The organism is Burkholderia sp. AU44665, assembly GCF_030504405.1.
In the GTDB taxonomy this organism is placed as follows: Bacteria; Pseudomonadota; Gammaproteobacteria; order Burkholderiales; family Burkholderiaceae; genus Burkholderia; species Burkholderia semiarida.
In genome coordinates this window covers 345979-361015 of sequence record NZ_JAUJRI010000004.1, presented here as the reverse complement: position 1 = coordinate 361015, position 15037 = coordinate 345979, and the positions used below count along the sequence as shown (strand labels likewise).

The window sequence follows — 15037 nt, the reverse complement described above, 5'->3', positions numbered from 1 at the left end:
GCAGGTGGGACGTCGCGCCCGCATCGGGCGCATGCGGGCGCGACTCGGGCGTGGCGCGTGTTCAGTTCAGCGCGAACACGTACAGCGTGCCGCCGCGCGGAACGTCCTTCGCGATGTCGGCCATCGGGCCGCCCCAGATCGGGTTCGCGCCGCCGTAGCCGGCGAGCACGGCGACATATTCCTTGCCGTCGACTTCATACACCGACGGTTGGGAAATGATGCCGCTCGCCAGTTGCGGGCTTTCCCACAGCACCTTGCCGGTCGCCGTGTCGAACGCGTACAGGTGGCCGTCGAGCGAGCCGCTGAACGCGAGGCCGCTCGCCGTGGTCGCGACGCCGCCGTTCCACGGCTTCTTCGACCAGTGGCTCCACAGCTTCTTGCCGGTGTTCACGTCGATGGCCGTCAGTTCGCCGTAGCCTTCGCTGCCCGGTTCGGGCTTGATCTCGAAGCCTTCGCCGAGATACGGCAGGCCTTCCATGTAGCTGACCGACTTGCCGGTCAGGCTCATGCACGCATGCAGCGCGGGCACGACCGCGATGTTGCGTTCCTGGTCGTACGAGATCGACCACCAGTTCTTGCCGCCGAGGAAGCTCGGGCACGTCTCGATCGTCGTGCCGGCCTTCGGGAACTTCGATGCGTCCTGGATCGGCTTGCCGTCGGCCGTGTAGCCGGTGACCGACAGCGCCTTCACGAACGGCGTCGCGTAGATCAGCTTGCCGGTCGTGCGGTCGATCGCATGGAAGAAGCCGTTGCGGTCCGCGTGGATGATCGCGTCGTAGTCCTTGCCCTTGTACTTGATGTCCGCGAGGACGGCCGCGTTCACGCCGTCGTAGTCCCACGTGTCGTTGTTCGTGTACTGGTAGTGCCACTTCAGGTTGCCGCTCTTCGCATCGAGCGCCAGCAGCGAGTCGGAATACAGGTTGTCGCCGGGGCGCAGCGCGGCGAGCCACGGGCCGGGGTTGCCGACGCCCCAGTACAGCGTGCGGGACGCGGCGTCGTACGTGCCGGTGAGCCACGCGGCGCCGCCGCCATGGCTTTGCATGCCGTCGGGCCAGGTTTCCGCGCCCTTTTCGCCGGCGGCGGGGATCGTGTAGCGTTTCCAGACCTGCGAGCCGTCCTCCGGATTCAGCGCGGCGATGTAGCCGCGAATGCCGTATTCGCCGCCGGACGTGCCGACGACGATCGCGCCGTCGATCGCGAGCGGCGCGAGCGAGAACGCGTAGCCGAGGCCCGGCTCGAACATCTGCTTCTTCCACACGAGATTGCCGGTCTGCGCGTCGAGCGCCGCGACTTCGCCGTTCAGCATCGCGATATAGACGTTCTTGCCGTACAGCGCGACGCCGCGGTTCACTACGTCGCAGCACGCGGTCTTGAACGACGCCGCGCCGAGTTTCGGCTCGTATTTCCACAGCTGCTTGCCGGTCTTCGCATCGAACGCGTAGACGTTGTCCTTCGGCGTCGTCACGAACAGATAGTTGCCGTTGACGATCGGCGTGGCCTCGAAGCCCTGCTTCAGGTCGGCGGGGAACTTGTACGCCCACACCTGCTTGAGATCCTTCGCGTTCGACGTGTCGATCTGTTTGAGCGGCGAGTGCGAGCGGCCGTCGTAGGTGCGGTAGTAGGTCAGCCAGCCCGGATCGCCGTGCGCATCGGTCAGGCGCTGGTAGGTCACGGCCGGGTAGTCCGCGGCCGCTTCGACGAGGCCGGGGTTCAGCGCGACGGCCGCCGCCGCCGCGATGCCGATCGTCGCCAGCCGGCTCGCTGAAGCCGAGAGTTTCTTCATGGTTGTCTCCTGAGTCATTGTGGTCGCACCGCCGCGAACGATTCGTCGCGCCGGCACGGTTGGGGTTTCCGGGCCGAGTGCACTGTCCGTTACGCAAGTCGCATGCCATCGGTGTCGCATGCCGGTATGACGCGGCATACCGGCGTATCGCAGGGGAAGCACGCAAGGGCGGTTCGCGCCATCGCGTCGACGCAGGTGTTGCATTCAGGTACACCGTCGCGCGCGAAGTGTTGCCAAACAAGACAGGTGGCGCAGCCCGCGCAACAGCGGCGAGTCGGTCGCCCACATTGGGTACCGACGCGATGTGCGGCGCAGCGCGCGCCACGCGTGCTCGCGGCGCTGGCACGGTTCTCGCACGCCGGCTTCGCGACAACCCGTCGCCGCGCGATGCCTCGCACGCGCCGGCGGAACATGAATGCGGAGACAACGTAGATGATCAGGAGACCAAAGGCCGCCGCGCGCGACGCCGCGACGCGGCGCGGCCGGCGTGCGCGATGCGTCGGCACGGCCCTCGGCGCGCTCGCGCTGGTCGGCTTGCCGGCCGGCAGCGTGTGCGCGCAGCCGCAGGCGGACGGGGCCGCGCTCGAGCCGGACGTCGTGCTGCCTGCGGTGGTCGTCGTCGGCACCACGCCGCTGCTCGGGATCGGCACGCCGCTGTCGAAGGTGCCGGCGAACGTGCAGACGGTGCGTGCGGCGGAACTCGACGCGCAGCACCGCGCGACGCTCGCCGATTTCTTCGCGGCGAACCTGCCGAGCGTGACGATCTCGGATGCGCAGGGCAACCCGTATCAGACGGACGTCAACTATCGCGGCTTCACCGCGTCGCCGCTGCTCGGCACGCCGCAGGGGCTGTCGGTGTTCGTCGACGGCGTGCGCGTAAACGAGCCGTTCGGCGACGTCGTGAACTGGGACATCCTGCCCATGCAGGCGATCGACCGCGTGCAATTGATTCCGGGCTCCAATCCGGTGTACGGGCTCAACACGCTCGGCGGTGCGCTCGCGATCACGACGAAGGACGGCAGGTCGAATCCGGGCGGCGAAGCGGAGGTGTCGGGCGGTGCGTGGGGCCGCAAGAGCGCCAGCGTCGAGCAGGGCGGCACGATCGGCCCGAACCTCGACTACTACGCGACCGCGAACGTCGCGAACGACGGCGGCTGGGCCGACCATAACGCGAGCCGCGTGCGGCAGGCGTTCGGCAAGCTGCGCTACACCGATGCGGACACGACGCTGTCGCTCGCGGCGGGCGGCGCGGACAACACGCTGTCCGGCTCCCAGACGATCCCGCGCTCGTTCCTCGACAACCGCAAGCAGGCGTATACGTATCCGGACCGGAACCGCAACAGCGCCGGCTACCTGACGCTGTCGGGCGACCGCTTCTTCGGCGAAAACGTCGAATTGAGCGGCAACGCGTACTACCGGCACCTGCGCAACACGAACACGAGCAGCAACAACAATACGGATTACGGATCGGTGGACGAGGACGGCACGGTCGACACGGTGCAGGGCAGCAACGCGCAATCGACGATCGTCACCGACAGCTACGGCGGCAGCGTGCAGCTCACGCTGCTCGGCAAGCTCGGCGGGATGGCGAACCGGCTGGTCGCGGGCGTCTCGGCCGATATCGCGAACTCGAGCTACGTCGCGTCGTCGCAGGACGCGTCTTTCACCGATGCGCGCGCGGCGCTCGGCATCGGCGATTTCGTGCAGCAGACCCGCGCCAAGACGCGCAACACGAATTTCGGCGTGTACCTGAGCGACGCGCTGTCGCTGACGCCGCACTGGACGCTCACGCTGTCGGGCCGCTACGACTGGTCGAAAGCGCAGATCGGCGACGAGAGCGGCGTGCAGCCGCTGCTCGACGGCAACCACGTGTTCTCGCGCTTCAACCCGGCGGTCGGGCTCAACTGGAACCCGGTTCCGGGTTTTACCGCGTATGCGACGTACAACGAAGGCATGCGTTCGCCGACAGCGATCGAGCTCGCGTGCGCGGACCCGGCGGCGCCGTGTTCGCTGCCGAACGACTTCATCGCCGACCCGGCGCTCAAACCCGTGATCTCGAGGACGCTCGAGGCCGGCGTGCGCGGCCGCATCGGCGCCGCGACGACCTGGAGCGCCGCGGCCTATCGCACGACATTGACCGATGACATACAGTTCATCAGCAGCCCGGCCAGCGCGCAGGGCTATTTCCGCAACGTCGGCGATACGCGGCGGCAGGGTATCGAGCTCGCCGGCCGCACGCGGCTCGGCCCGCTCGGTGTCGGGCTGTCGTACAGCCATGTCGATGCGACCTACCGTTCGTCGTGGACCGAACACAGCCCGGCGAATTCGGCGGCCGACGCGAACGGCAACGTGACGGTCAAGCCGGGCGACCGCATCCCCGGCATTCCCGCGCATACGGTGAAGCTGCGGCTCGACTATGCGGCAACGCCTGCATGGGACATCGGCGCGAACGTCACGTGGCGCAGCGGCGTGTACGCGCGCGGCGACGAGAACAACGGCGACGTGAACGGCAGGATCGCGGGCTACGTGCTCGTCGATCTCGACATGCGTTACCGGGTCACGAAGCGGTTCGAGGTATTCGCGAGCGTGACGAACCTGCTCGACAAGCGCTACGCGAGCTTCGGCGTACTCGGCCAGAATTTCTTCAACGGACCGAACCACACGTTTGACGGCGCCAACCCGGTGAACGAACCGTTCGTCGGGCCGGGCGCACCGCGCGGCGCGTGGGTCGGCGCGCGTTATGCGTGGGATTGAGCGTGTCGCCGCGTCATGGCACCAACGCGCGCGGGCCGTCACGTGAACGGCGCTGTCGCGAACAGTGCGTTCACCGCGCGTGCGATGCTGCGCGCCAGCGCCGGGTCGCTTGCCAGATGCCCGGCCTTCACGCATTCGATTCGCGCTTCGGGCACGGCTCGCGCGAGGCGCTCGACGTTGCCGACCGGGCAAACGGGATCGTGTATCCCGTGCGCGGCGAACAGCGGCACGTGGGCCCGTGCGGCCCGTCGCGCGAGCGCGAGCACGCGGCGCTCGCCGAGCCAGCAATCGTGTTGCAGGTAGTGCGCCTGGATCCGGTATTTGTCGATCAGCCGGCGGACGGTCTCGTTCGAACGGATCGCGCGCATGGGCGAGCGGCGCGTGCGTGCCGATGCGAGGATCGCGCTTTCGTATGCGTGCCACGCGAGCGCCACCGCGCGCTGCCGGGCCGCGCTCGCGCCGTGGCGCAATCGCTGCGCGCAGCGCGACAGCAGGCGATCCGGCCGGCCACCCCCGGCCGCTGCATTGAGGCGCCGCCATTCGCGCGGGGCACGCGTGCGGGACGTCATGAAGAGCCCGCGGACTTCGCGGCGCGACGTCAGGAACAGGCCGCGCAGCACGACGCCCGTCACCCGTTCCGGATGCGTGCCCGCATACGCGAGTGCGAGCGCGGCGCCCCACGATCCGCCGACGACGCCCCAGCGTGTCACGCCGAGCTGTTCGCGCACCGCCTCGAGATCCGCGATCAGCCGCGCGGTGTCGTTGTGACGCGTGCCGCCGCGCGGTGTCGACGCGCCCGCGCCGCGCTGGTCGACGAGCACGACGCGCACGCGGGTGAGGTCGAACAGCCGCAGGATGCCGGCCTGGCTGCCGCTGCCGGGGCCGCCGTGCAGCACGACGACCGGATGGCCGTGCGCGGCGCCGGCCACGGTGAAGGCGATCGATTGCGCATCGCGGCGCAGGCGTCGGCGAACGGGCGTGGGCGGCGGCGCCGGCGTGTCGGGCAAGACCCGCATGGCGGGCGGCGGCGTGGATCGAATCGGGCGACGCGTCATGTCGATAGGGTTCGGGCGGAATCGGGAGGCGTAATCGTCGGCGGCCGGACGGTCGCCCGGCCCGCCCTGCGACAAAGCGAGAAGCGCGCCAGCCGCGAAGATCCGGATTCGCACGGGTAGTCACGCGCCGGGAAATCGCGGTATCACGCAGACAGGCCGTCGCGCGGCGCGACGCGCGCCGCCGCGCCCGGGCGATTCATTACATCCTCCTTTCGATCGGGTTGCGCGGCGCCAGCGTGGCCCGATGCTTGCTTGCAATGACGGCAAAGAGTCCGGCAGTTGACCGGAAGGATCCCCCGGAGGAGACAATGCGCGATGACGTAGAGCAGGCGGCCGGGACACGGGCCGCGCATCCCGCTGGCTGGCCCGCACCGTCGATCCAGAAGGCCCACGAGCGCTCGGAGACGTTCGGCCTGCAGGTATCGGCACGCCCCGATTACGACGTGCTGTCGAACGCGGCGCTGGTGCTCAAGCGCGAGCAGAGCCGGGTGCTGTGCGTGCACGCGATGCCGGTGATGGAAACGCTGCACGAGCAGATCGTCAATACGCAGAGCATGATCGTGCTGACCGACGCGGAAGGGCTGATCCTGCATTCGATCGGCGACGACGATTTCCTGCGCCGCGCGGAGAAGGTCGCGCTGCGCCCGGGCGCGAACTGGGCGGAGAACCGGCAGGGCACCAACGCGATCGGCACGGCGCTGGCCGAGCTGTGCCCGATGGTCGTCCACGGCGACCAGCACTTCCTGGCCGCGAACCGCTTCCTGACCTGTTCGAGCGTGCCGATCCTCGATCCGTACGGCGACGCGATCGGCGTGCTCGACGTGACGGGCGACCACCGCAGCTATCACCAGCACACGATGGCGCTCGCGAAGATGTCGGTGCAGATGATCGAGAATCATCTGTTTACGACGACCTTTCAGGAAACGCTGCAGGTGTCGTTCCATGGCCGCCCCGAATTTCTCGGCACGCTGATGGAGGGGATCGTCGCGTTCACCGCCGACGGCCGCTTCCTGTCGGCCAATCGCAGCGCGCAGTTCCAGCTCGGCATGCCGCTCGCCGCGCTGCGCGCGCACACGCTGTCGTCGCTGTTCGACATCACCAGTGCGCAACTGATCGACCGCATGCGCGCGAGCACCGACCGGCACCTGATGCTCAATCTCGGCAACGGCGCGGTGGTGTGCGCGCGCGTGCACTTTCGCCGCGCGACGCTCGCCGAAGGCAGCCGGCCGACGGACGTCCACGATGCGGGGGCGCCGGCCGCGCGCGCGAACGCGGCGCCCGCGCCGGCGGCGGGCACGTCGGCCGGCCTGTCGCGGCTCAACTATCTCGACACCGGCGATGCGCAGGTCGCCAGCGTGATCGCGAAGGTACGCAAGGTGATCGGCAAGGACATCCCGATCCTGATCACCGGCGAGACCGGCACCGGCAAGGAACTGCTCGCGCAGGCGATCCACAACGACTCGCCGCGCCGCGACGCGCCGTTCGTCGCGGTCAACTGCGCGTCGATTCCGGAGACGCTGATCGAGTCCGAACTGTTCGGCTACGAGGAGGGCGCGTTTACCGGCGCGCGCCGCAAGGGGGCGATCGGCAAGCTGCTGCAGGCGAACGGCGGCACGCTGTTCCTCGACGAGATCGGCGACATGCCGTATCCGCTGCAGGTGCGGCTGCTGCGCGTGCTGCAGGAGCGTCTCGTCAACCCGCTCGGCTCGACGAAGACGATCCCCGTGGACATCGCGATCATCTGCGCGACGCATCGCGATTTGCGCGACATGATCGCGCAGAACCGTTTCCGCGAGGATCTCTACTACCGGCTGAACGGCCTCGTGGTGCGCCTGCCGCCGTTGCGCGACCGCACGGATCTCGCGGTCGTCGTGCAGAAGATGCTGCAGCGCGAAGCGTTCGCGGGCCCGGGGCGGCCGCCGCTGTCGGTCGCGCCGGACGTGATGGAACTGTTCGTGCGCTGCACGTGGCCGGGCAACTTCCGGCAGCTCGGCAACCTGCTGCGCACGGCGGCCGCGATGGTCGACGACGACGGCGAAATCCGCCGCGAGCACCTGCCGGACGACTTCTTCGACGACCTGCGGCGCGGCGACGCGCAGGTTGTGCAGGCCGTCTCCGAGGCGTGCGCGTCGCCCGCCGCGCCCGCCCGGCCTGCCGCGGCGGGCGCCGGGCCCTGCGGCGTGGACGCCTTCCCGCCCGCCGACACGCGCCTGCAGGATGTCGCGGCATCCGCGATCGCGGCCGCGCTGGCCCGTCACGGCGGCAATGTGTCCGCCGCCGCGCGCGCGCTCGGCGTGTCGCGCAACACGATCTACCGGAAGATGCCCGCGGCCGACGCGGCGCGGCACCCGTCTGACGAAAGCTGATACGCGAGCCACGGCGCACCGGCCGGTGCGCCGGGTGCGCAACGTGTCACAGCCGGTGTGTCAAGTTGCAACACCGGTGTTCAACGATTCAACACCTGTCACCGCCCGGGCGCCTCGCGCCGTCCGGACGGCCGGGCGCATTCGCGCGAATCGTGTCGGCCATTCGTAAGGATTGCGTCCCGATGCCCGGATGACGGCCGTATGCCGCTGCGTGGCGGTGAAGGCAACGCATCGGCACGCTCCTTGCTGAAGAGGAAGCGACCGCTCGATCACCGCGGTTGTTCGACTCACGCAGCAACACATCGACTCATCGATTCATCAACTCAACAGGAGACACATCATGCAGTGGACGACACCGTCATACACCGACCTGCGCTTCGGCTTCGAAATCACGATGTACATCGCCAACCGCTGATCGCCGCGCGTGCCGCCCGTTTCGCCGTGGTCGGCGCGGGCGGCCTCGGGAGCTGACGCCCATGAAGATCAAGATACTCGGCTCGGGAGCCGGCGGCGGGCTGCCGCAATGGAACTGCAATTGCGCGAACTGCCGCCGCGCGCGCAGCGGAAGCGGCCACGTGGTGCCGCGCACGCAATCGTCGATCGCGGTCAGCGAAGACGGTATCGACTGGGTTCTCGTCAATGCGTCGCCCGACATTCTTTCGCAGTTGCGCGCGGATCCGGACCTGCAACCGGCGCGCGCGATCCGCGACAGCGGCATCGCCGCCGTCGTGCTGTGCGACGCGCAGATCGATCACGTGACGGGCCTGCTGATGCTGCGCGAGCGCTCGACGCCGCTGCCGCTGTACGCGAGCGCGCCGGTGCTCGACGACCTGTCGACCGGCTTGCCGCTCGTGCCGCTGCTCGGCCATTACTGCGGCGTCGCCGCGCACACGATCGTGCCCGGCGAGCCATTCGAAGTGCCCGCGGCGCGCGGGATCCGTTTCACCGCGATCGCCGTCGACAGCAAGCCGCCGCCTTATTCGCCGCGGCGTGCGTCGGCCGCGCCCGGCGACAACATCGCGCTGTCGATCGAGGACGTCGCGAGCGGGCGGCGCGCGTTCTATGCGCCGGGGCTCGCGTCGGTCACCGACGACGTGCGCGCGGCCATGGACGGCGCCGATCTCGTGCTGGTGGACGGCACGTTCTGGACCGGGACCGAGATGATCGATCTCGGCCTGTCGGGCAAGCACGCGGCCGACATGGGGCATCTCGCGCAGTGCGCGGAACACGGGCGGCCCGGCATGATCGACTGGCTCGACCGGCTGCCCGCGCGCACGCGCAAGGTGCTCACGCACATCAACAACACGAACCCGATTCTCGATCCGCATTCCGTCGAGCATGCGCACCTGCGCGCGCACGGCATCGACGTCGCGCACGACGGCATGCAATTCCAGGTCTGACGATGAACGCACCGATCCCCGCTACGGCGTTGCACGCGACGCCCTGGACCGCGACCGAATTCGAGGCGCGCCTGCGTGCGCTCGAATCGCGCTATCACATCCATCACCCGTTCAACCGGCGGCTCAACAGCGGCGCCTGTTCGCCCACGCAGATCCGCGGCTGGGTCGCGAACCGCTTCTATTACCAGATCTGCATTCCGCTCAAGGATGCGGCGATCCTGTCGAACTGTCCCGACCGCGAGACGCGGCGCCGCTGGATCCAGCGGCTGATCGACCACGACGGGCAGGGCGACAACGAAGGCGGCATCGAGGCGTGGGTGCGGCTCGGCGAGGCATGCGGTCTGACGCGCGACGAGCTATGGTCGCTCGAACACGTGCTGCCCGGCGTGCGTTTCGCGGTGGATGCGTACGTGAACTTCGCGCGGCGCGCGCCGTGGCAGGAAGCCGTGTGCTCGTCGCTGACCGAGATGTTCGCGCCGCAGATCCATCTCGACCGGCTCGCGGGCTGGCCGTCGCATTACCCGTGGATCGAGCCGGCCGGACTGCATTATTTCCGCAGCCGCGTGCCGCTCGCGCAACGCGACGTCGAGCACGGGCTCGCGGTCACGTTGGAGCATTTCACGACACCGGACGCGCAGCAGCGCGCGCTCGGCATCCTGCAATTCAAGCTCGACATCCTGTGGTCGATGCTCGACGCCGTCGAAAAGGCCTATCCGCTATGAACGCGATCGAAGCCGCCAGCGGCGTGCCGCTGCGCCCCTGCCTCAGGGGCATGTACCGCCTCCAATGGGAGGCGGCCCAGGATGCGTACGTGCTCCTCTATCCGGAGGGCATGGTCAAGCTCAATCCGAGCGCGGGGGAGATACTCGCGCGCTGCGACGGCACGCGCGAACTGGACGACATCATCGGCGAGCTCGAGCGCCTGTTCATGCAATCCGATCTCGCGACCGACGTCTACCGCTTCCTCGATCATGCGCGACTGCGCGGCTGGCTCGACTGACATGGCGCCCGACACTTCCCGTCCGTCCGCGCCGCTGTGGCTGCTCGCGGAACTCACGTACCGCTGCCCGCTGCATTGCGCGTTCTGCTACAACCCGGTCGATTTCGCGACGCACGGCGCGGAACTGGACACCGACGCGTGGCGCACGGTCATCAGCGACGCGCGCGCGCTCGGCGCCGCGCAAATCGGCTTCTCGGGCGGCGAGCCGCTGCAGCGCGGCGACCTCGAGACGCTCGTCGCGCATGCGCGCGGGCTCGGCTTCTATACGAACCTGATCACGTCGGGCATCGGGCTGAACGTCGCGCGCATCGAGCGGCTCAAGGCCGCCGGGCTCGATCATATTCAGTTGTCGCTGCAGGATTCGACGCGCGAGCTGAACGATTTCCTGACCAGCACGCGTACGTTCGAACTGAAACGCGACGTGGCGCGCCTGATCAAGGCGCACGGCTACCCGATGGTGCTCAACTGCGTGCTGCATCGCTACAACCTGCCGCACGTGGGGCAGATCATCGAGATGGCGCTCGATCTCGGCGCCGATTACCTGGAGCTCGCGAACACGCAGTATTACGGCTGGGCGATGCTCAATCGCGATCAACTGATGCCGACCGTCGAGCAGGTGCGCGAGGCCGAGGACACGGTCAACCGCTATCGCAAGCTGATCGGCGAGCGCTGCAAGATCCTGTTCGTCGTGCCCGACTATTTCGAGCGCCGCCCGAAAGCGTGCATGAACGGCTGGGGCTCGGTGTTTCTCGGTGTCGCGCCGGACGGCACCGCGCTGCCGTGCCATGCCGCGCGGTCGTTGCCGGGGCTCGCGTTGCCGAACGTGCGCGACCGGCCGCTGCGGGAAATCTGGTACGACAGCGACGCGTTCAACGCGTTTCGCGGCGACGACTGGATGCGCGAGCCGTGCCGCACGTGCGACGAGCGGCATACGGATCACGGCGGCTGCCGGTGTCAGGCCTACCTGCTGGCCGGCGACCCGAAGGAGGCCGATCCGGTGTGCGCGAAGTCCGCCCATCACGGCCAGGTCGAACAGGCCGTGCAGTTCGCGCGACGTCGCGCGCCGATCGCCGAACAGCCGTTGGTGTTTCGTAGCAAGGAGAATTCGCTCGCGCAATGCGACGCGGCGTGCGAGCGCTGAGGCGCGCGGTCAGGACGAAGGCGGCGGCGCGCGACGCGGTGCTCGCGCGCCGCCGCGCCGCGCAGGGAGAAAACGGCGCGCCGCCGCCGATGCGGGCGCGCGTACCCACCGCATTCAATCTCGATGAATGACCGCGCACGCGCGCGCCATCACCCGTCATCCGCCTTCGCCTGCAAATCCTTCAGCCCCTGAATCACGACCAGCAGCGCGCGCCCGTGCTCGTCCGACCCGTCCCACGCGTCGACGATCGCGTCGCGCAGCAGGTCGTTGTACCGACGGCGCGACGGCTCCGTATCGACACCATAGAAACTGCATAGCTTATTGAATGGCGCGCTGCGGCGCAGCCGACGCCCGTTCGACAACCGAAGGCGCGACACGGTAGGCTGGCTGACCCCGGAAAGCCGCGCGATTTCGCTGGACGAGCGTGTATCCGCCATCAGGCGGCGCAACAGGTCTTGAACGGGAAAATCTTGGTCCGGGGCTTCCATGCGATGCATTATACCTATACAGTTACGGCTGTTGAATGGGCTTGCTGTCAGCAGCGAGGCTGTATCCCGAGAAAGTTGATGACACTGAAACACCTCCCTCCCACGTTCTGCTGGACCAAGATCGGCACCGAGTCCGGCGAGGAGCTGCCGACCGTCGTACTTCGCAAGGAATGGGAGCGCCGGCTCGGAGGCGGGCGTTTTCTGTGGGGCATCAACCAGCCGCTCGGCAACAGCGCGCAAGTCGCCGCGCATCGCACCGGTTCGCTGCTCGCACTGTTCTCGCCGGTCGCGTCGCGTCCGCGCGCGGGCGAGCGCAAGGACGCATTGCTGTGGAATGCGTGGGTCGACGCAGGCGGGCAGGTGCGGCCGTTGCCGCCGCATACGTTCATCGCCAGCCGCTCGACGCTGCCGTCCGGCCGGCGTCGCGAGCAGCACTACGCGCTCGTGTGCGCGTCGTCCACGGCGCTGACGGTCGGCACGCAGTTGCGCGTGTTTCCCGATCACCTGCGCAGCGTGAGCACCGGCAAGCCGCTGGGCGCCGCACAGGGGGCGGCCGTGGTCGACTGCGTCGGGCGTGCGAAGGAGCAGACGGGCAAGAGCTATCCGCTCGCGCTGTCGGTCGAGCTCGAAGCGCCGTATTTCGTGCGGCTGGCTCAGCCGTGCGTGCTGAAGGCGCGCGATCTCGCGGAAGTGAACAAGGCCACGCGCGCGGGCGATTTCGATCGCTTCGTCGAGCTGGTCGCGCGCTTGCGCGGCCGTTCGCCGACGGACGCCGTGCGCGGCGTCACGCGCGATCTGTTCGACGTGCCGCCGCTCGAAACGGCGGCCGCGTATGTGGCGCCCACGCATGTCGCGCGCATGCGCCACCGGCCGGCGGTCGAGCATCCGCGCGATCTCACCGGCGATCTGTTCGACCTGTCGCCGGGCGAGGCGGCCGCGTTCGCGGGGCTGGCGCATCCGCGCATCGGGCGCGCGTGACGACCCACGCGAAGCCGTTCGCGCAAGAATTTGTTGCAATCTCGCCGTAGCGGATCGGCGAGCGCGGCGCGACAATCGGCACGAAGCGCGCGGCGCGGCGGCCGATGCGTCGACATGCGACGGGTCGTGGTTCACGCCGCCGACATGCGTGCCACGCACACTGGGCGTCGGCGTGCTTCACACTGCAATCCTGAGGGAGGAGTGTCGATGTCGACCCATATCCGTTCGCGGGAAGCGCGGGCCGCACAACGCTTCGTCGAAGCGACGCGCAACGTCGATCAGGCGTTTCGCGCCGTGCGCGGCGAAAGCGACGACGACGGCTCGTCGGCCCACTACGCACGCGCGATGTCGCGTCTCGATCGCGCGCTCGACGAGCTGGCGCGTGCACAGGAATTCTTCGATCGCGTCGTCGGCGCGGATACCGCGCACGGCAACTGACGGCTTCGTCGTTTCTCTTTTTCGCGCGTCGTGCGACGCGCGTTCATCTTCCTGCCGGGCGCGTTGCGCGGCATGCCGGTTCGTCACCCCGTTTCGATTCTCGACGTCAGGCCTTGCGGCCTTCGGCCGGATAGCCGCCTTGAGCGGTTGCCGTGCGTCGGCCCGCACGGGTCATGTCCGGTGCGGAGGGCGCGGATGGCGCGGCGCGAGACGCGTAGCCGCGATGCTGGAACGAGGTTGCGAAGAACCGCATCTGGTAGCGGATCGCATTCGCCCAGTAATCCCACGTATGACCGCCCGGGCGCTCCGCATAGTCGTGCGGCACGCCCAGCGCGACGAGCCGTTCGTGCAGCGTGCGGTTCGAGTCGACGAAGGCATCGTCGCGGCCGCAATCGATCGTCAGGTCGAGATGCGCGCGCACGAACGCCCGCGCGTTTTCGACGATCACGTTGCGGTTCCAGAACGACGGATGGCGGCCGGGATCGCCGAACACGTGGTCGATGCCCGGCTCGTTCGCGCAGCAGCGCGGGTCGACCGCGCCGCTGATGCTGCCGACCGCGCCGAACGTGTCGGGCCGGTCGAGCGCGATGCGCAGCGCGCCGAAGCCGCCCATGCTGAGCCCGGTGATCGCGCGTGCGTGCTGGGCCGCGATCGTGCGGAAATGCAGGTCGACATAGGACACGACTTCGTCGCCGACGAAGGTTTCGTAGCGGCTGCCCGAATCGAACGGGCTGTCGATGTACCAGCTTTCGTGTCCGCCGTCGGGCATCACGAGGATCACGCGGTAGCGGTCGGCGAGCGCGGCGATGTGCGTGTTCGACGTCCAGTCGGTATGGTCGCCGCCCGAGCCGTGCAGCAGATAGACGACGGGATAGCGTTCGCCGTGGTGGTCGCGCGCGTAATCGTCGGGCAGCACGATGGTGGCCTTCAGCGTTTCGCTCATCGCGGCGCTCGGAATCGCGACGACCCGCGCATGAAATGCGAAGGCCGAGCTCGTGACGGCGAGCAGCAGGAGCAGCCAGAAGGTACGTGCCAGGTTCATCGATCCTCGCATGTGTCGATCCAGTCCGGCCGGATGCCGGGAAAACCCTGTTCCGGCGACTCTAGCAACCGTGCCTTTCAACCATATTTCGGCGAATCCTACGGGTTGTCAGGCGGACGGCTCGCATACGTCCGCGACGATGGCCGCTTACGGCTTCTGCAGCCCGGGAGTGAATGCGGGGCTGAAATCCTCGGCCTCGAACAGCGGGCGGATCTCGATGTCGGAGTCGCCGGGCATCGGGTTCGGGCAGCGCTTCACCCACTCGACGGCCTCTTCCATCGATTTCACGCGCCAGAGCCAGTAGCCGGCGACGAGCTCCTTCGTTTCGGCGAACGGGCCGTCGATGACCGTGCGGTTCTTGCCGGAAAAGTGCACGCGCTTGCCGCGGCTGCTCGGGCGCAACCCGTCGGCGGCGAGCAGGATGCCGGCTTTCATCAGTTCCTCGTTGAAGCGGCCCATTTCTGCCATGCATTCGGGGTCGGGCATCCGGTCGGATTCGGAATCGGCGGTGGCTTTGACGATGACCATGACGCGCATTGTCGTATCTCCTTGAAAGGGAACGAGGGTGTCTGCCGGCCGGAGGCGGCAAACG

The 15037-nt window shown here is 68.4% G+C and carries 14 protein-coding genes; 9 read left to right on the top strand and 5 right to left on the bottom strand.

Going from position 1 to position 15037, the window contains the following annotated elements:
- Positions 1–61: 61 nt before the first annotated feature.
- Positions 62–1783 carry a methanol/ethanol family PQQ-dependent dehydrogenase gene (locus tag QZM15_RS12515; RefSeq protein ID WP_059583265.1) on the bottom strand — a complete coding sequence of 574 codons (1722 nt, stop codon included), beginning with the start codon at positions 1781–1783 and terminating at the stop codon, positions 62–64.
- A gap of 432 nt (positions 1784–2215) precedes the next feature.
- Between QZM15_RS12515 and QZM15_RS12510 the strand changes: the two genes are divergently transcribed.
- On the top strand, positions 2216–4537 hold the full coding sequence (locus QZM15_RS12510) for a TonB-dependent receptor (protein WP_302106484.1): 2322 nt from the start codon (positions 2216–2218) through the stop codon (positions 4535–4537).
- Between the two features lie 38 nt (positions 4538–4575).
- Here the strand turns inward: QZM15_RS12510 and QZM15_RS12505 are convergent, their stop codons facing one another.
- The gene (locus QZM15_RS12505) at positions 4576–5553 is read right to left on the bottom strand and encodes an alpha/beta fold hydrolase (RefSeq protein ID WP_302106483.1); all 978 of its coding nucleotides are present in this window, start codon (positions 5551–5553) and stop codon (positions 4576–4578) included.
- Between the two features lie 347 nt (positions 5554–5900).
- On the opposite strand from QZM15_RS12505, the gene QZM15_RS12500 reads away from it, so the two are divergent.
- The 6 genes from QZM15_RS12500 to pqqE all read left to right on the top strand — a co-directional run bounded on the left by QZM15_RS12500 (position 5901) and on the right by pqqE (position 11499).
- Positions 5901–7958: a sigma-54-dependent Fis family transcriptional regulator gene (locus tag QZM15_RS12500; RefSeq protein WP_302106482.1), complete on the top strand. Its 2058-nt coding sequence runs from the start codon at positions 5901–5903 to the stop codon at positions 7956–7958.
- A 340-nt stretch (positions 7959–8298) separates the two neighbouring features.
- On the top strand, positions 8299–8373 hold the full coding sequence (gene pqqA / locus QZM15_RS12495; protein WP_006485436.1) for a pyrroloquinoline quinone precursor peptide PqqA: 75 nt from the start codon (positions 8299–8301) through the stop codon (positions 8371–8373).
- Between the two features lie 61 nt (positions 8374–8434).
- Complete coding sequence (pqqB, locus tag QZM15_RS12490) at positions 8435–9358, top strand: pyrroloquinoline quinone biosynthesis protein PqqB (protein ID WP_059583258.1); 924 nt, start codon at positions 8435–8437, stop codon at positions 9356–9358.
- 2 nt (positions 9359–9360) lie between these two features.
- Positions 9361–10080 (top strand): pyrroloquinoline-quinone synthase PqqC, encoded by a 720-nt coding sequence (gene pqqC / locus QZM15_RS12485; protein WP_059583257.1) that lies wholly within the window; start codon positions 9361–9363, stop codon positions 10078–10080.
- Positions 10077–10358 carry a pyrroloquinoline quinone biosynthesis peptide chaperone PqqD gene (gene pqqD / locus QZM15_RS12480; RefSeq protein WP_006480620.1) on the top strand — a complete coding sequence of 94 codons (282 nt, stop codon included), beginning with the start codon at positions 10077–10079 and terminating at the stop codon, positions 10356–10358. The genes pqqC and pqqD overlap by 4 nt, the downstream gene beginning before the upstream one ends.
- 1 nt (position 10359) lies before the next feature.
- Positions 10360–11499, top strand: coding sequence for a pyrroloquinoline quinone biosynthesis protein PqqE (pqqE, locus tag QZM15_RS12475; RefSeq protein WP_275905704.1), 1140 nt, complete (start codon positions 10360–10362; stop codon positions 11497–11499).
- Between the two features lie 149 nt (positions 11500–11648).
- On the opposite strand, the gene QZM15_RS12470 is transcribed toward pqqE, so the two are convergent.
- Entirely contained in the window at positions 11649–11987 is a 339-nt protein-coding gene (locus QZM15_RS12470; RefSeq protein WP_012339501.1) for a helix-turn-helix transcriptional regulator, read from the bottom strand.
- Between the two features lie 78 nt (positions 11988–12065).
- On the opposite strand from QZM15_RS12470, the gene QZM15_RS12465 reads away from it, so the two are divergent.
- Positions 12066–12965, top strand: a complete 900-nt coding sequence (locus QZM15_RS12465; protein WP_060011993.1) for a hypothetical protein — start codon at positions 12066–12068, stop codon at positions 12963–12965.
- Between the two features lie 207 nt (positions 12966–13172).
- Positions 13173–13403 carry a hypothetical protein gene (locus tag QZM15_RS12460; protein WP_059583251.1) on the top strand — a complete coding sequence of 77 codons (231 nt, stop codon included), beginning with the start codon at positions 13173–13175 and terminating at the stop codon, positions 13401–13403.
- Between the two features lie 106 nt (positions 13404–13509).
- On the opposite strand, the gene QZM15_RS12455 is transcribed toward QZM15_RS12460, so the two are convergent.
- Positions 13510–14445 (bottom strand): alpha/beta hydrolase family protein, encoded by a 936-nt coding sequence (locus QZM15_RS12455; protein ID WP_302106481.1) that lies wholly within the window; start codon positions 14443–14445, stop codon positions 13510–13512.
- A 147-nt stretch (positions 14446–14592) separates the two neighbouring features.
- Entirely contained in the window at positions 14593–14982 is a 390-nt protein-coding gene (locus QZM15_RS12450) for a YciI family protein (RefSeq protein ID WP_302106480.1), read from the bottom strand.
- Between the last annotated feature and the right edge of the window lie 55 nt (positions 14983–15037).

Coding starts and splice junctions, on each gene's coding strand:
- pqqD (WP_006480620.1), top strand. CDS start 10,077: ATGAACGCGATCGAAGCCGCCAGCGGCGTGCCGCTGCGCCCCTGCCTC.
- QZM15_RS12505 (WP_302106483.1), bottom strand. CDS start 5,553: ATGCGGGTCTTGCCCGACACGCCGGCGCCGCCGCCCACGCCCGTTCGC.
- pqqE (WP_275905704.1), top strand. CDS start 10,360: ATGGCGCCCGACACTTCCCGTCCGTCCGCGCCGCTGTGGCTGCTCGCG.
- QZM15_RS12470 (WP_012339501.1), bottom strand. CDS start 11,987: ATGGAAGCCCCGGACCAAGATTTTCCCGTTCAAGACCTGTTGCGCCGC.
- QZM15_RS12450 (WP_302106480.1), bottom strand. CDS start 14,982: ATGCGCGTCATGGTCATCGTCAAAGCCACCGCCGATTCCGAATCCGAC.
- QZM15_RS12465 (WP_060011993.1), top strand. CDS start 12,066: ATGACACTGAAACACCTCCCTCCCACGTTCTGCTGGACCAAGATCGGC.
- QZM15_RS12500 (WP_302106482.1), top strand. CDS start 5,901: ATGCGCGATGACGTAGAGCAGGCGGCCGGGACACGGGCCGCGCATCCC.
- pqqC (WP_059583257.1), top strand. CDS start 9,361: ATGAACGCACCGATCCCCGCTACGGCGTTGCACGCGACGCCCTGGACC.
- QZM15_RS12510 (WP_302106484.1), top strand. CDS start 2,216: ATGATCAGGAGACCAAAGGCCGCCGCGCGCGACGCCGCGACGCGGCGC.
- QZM15_RS12515 (WP_059583265.1), bottom strand. CDS start 1,783: ATGAAGAAACTCTCGGCTTCAGCGAGCCGGCTGGCGACGATCGGCATC.
- QZM15_RS12460 (WP_059583251.1), top strand. CDS start 13,173: ATGTCGACCCATATCCGTTCGCGGGAAGCGCGGGCCGCACAACGCTTC.
- pqqB (WP_059583258.1), top strand. CDS start 8,435: ATGAAGATCAAGATACTCGGCTCGGGAGCCGGCGGCGGGCTGCCGCAA.
- QZM15_RS12455 (WP_302106481.1), bottom strand. CDS start 14,445: ATGAACCTGGCACGTACCTTCTGGCTGCTCCTGCTGCTCGCCGTCACG.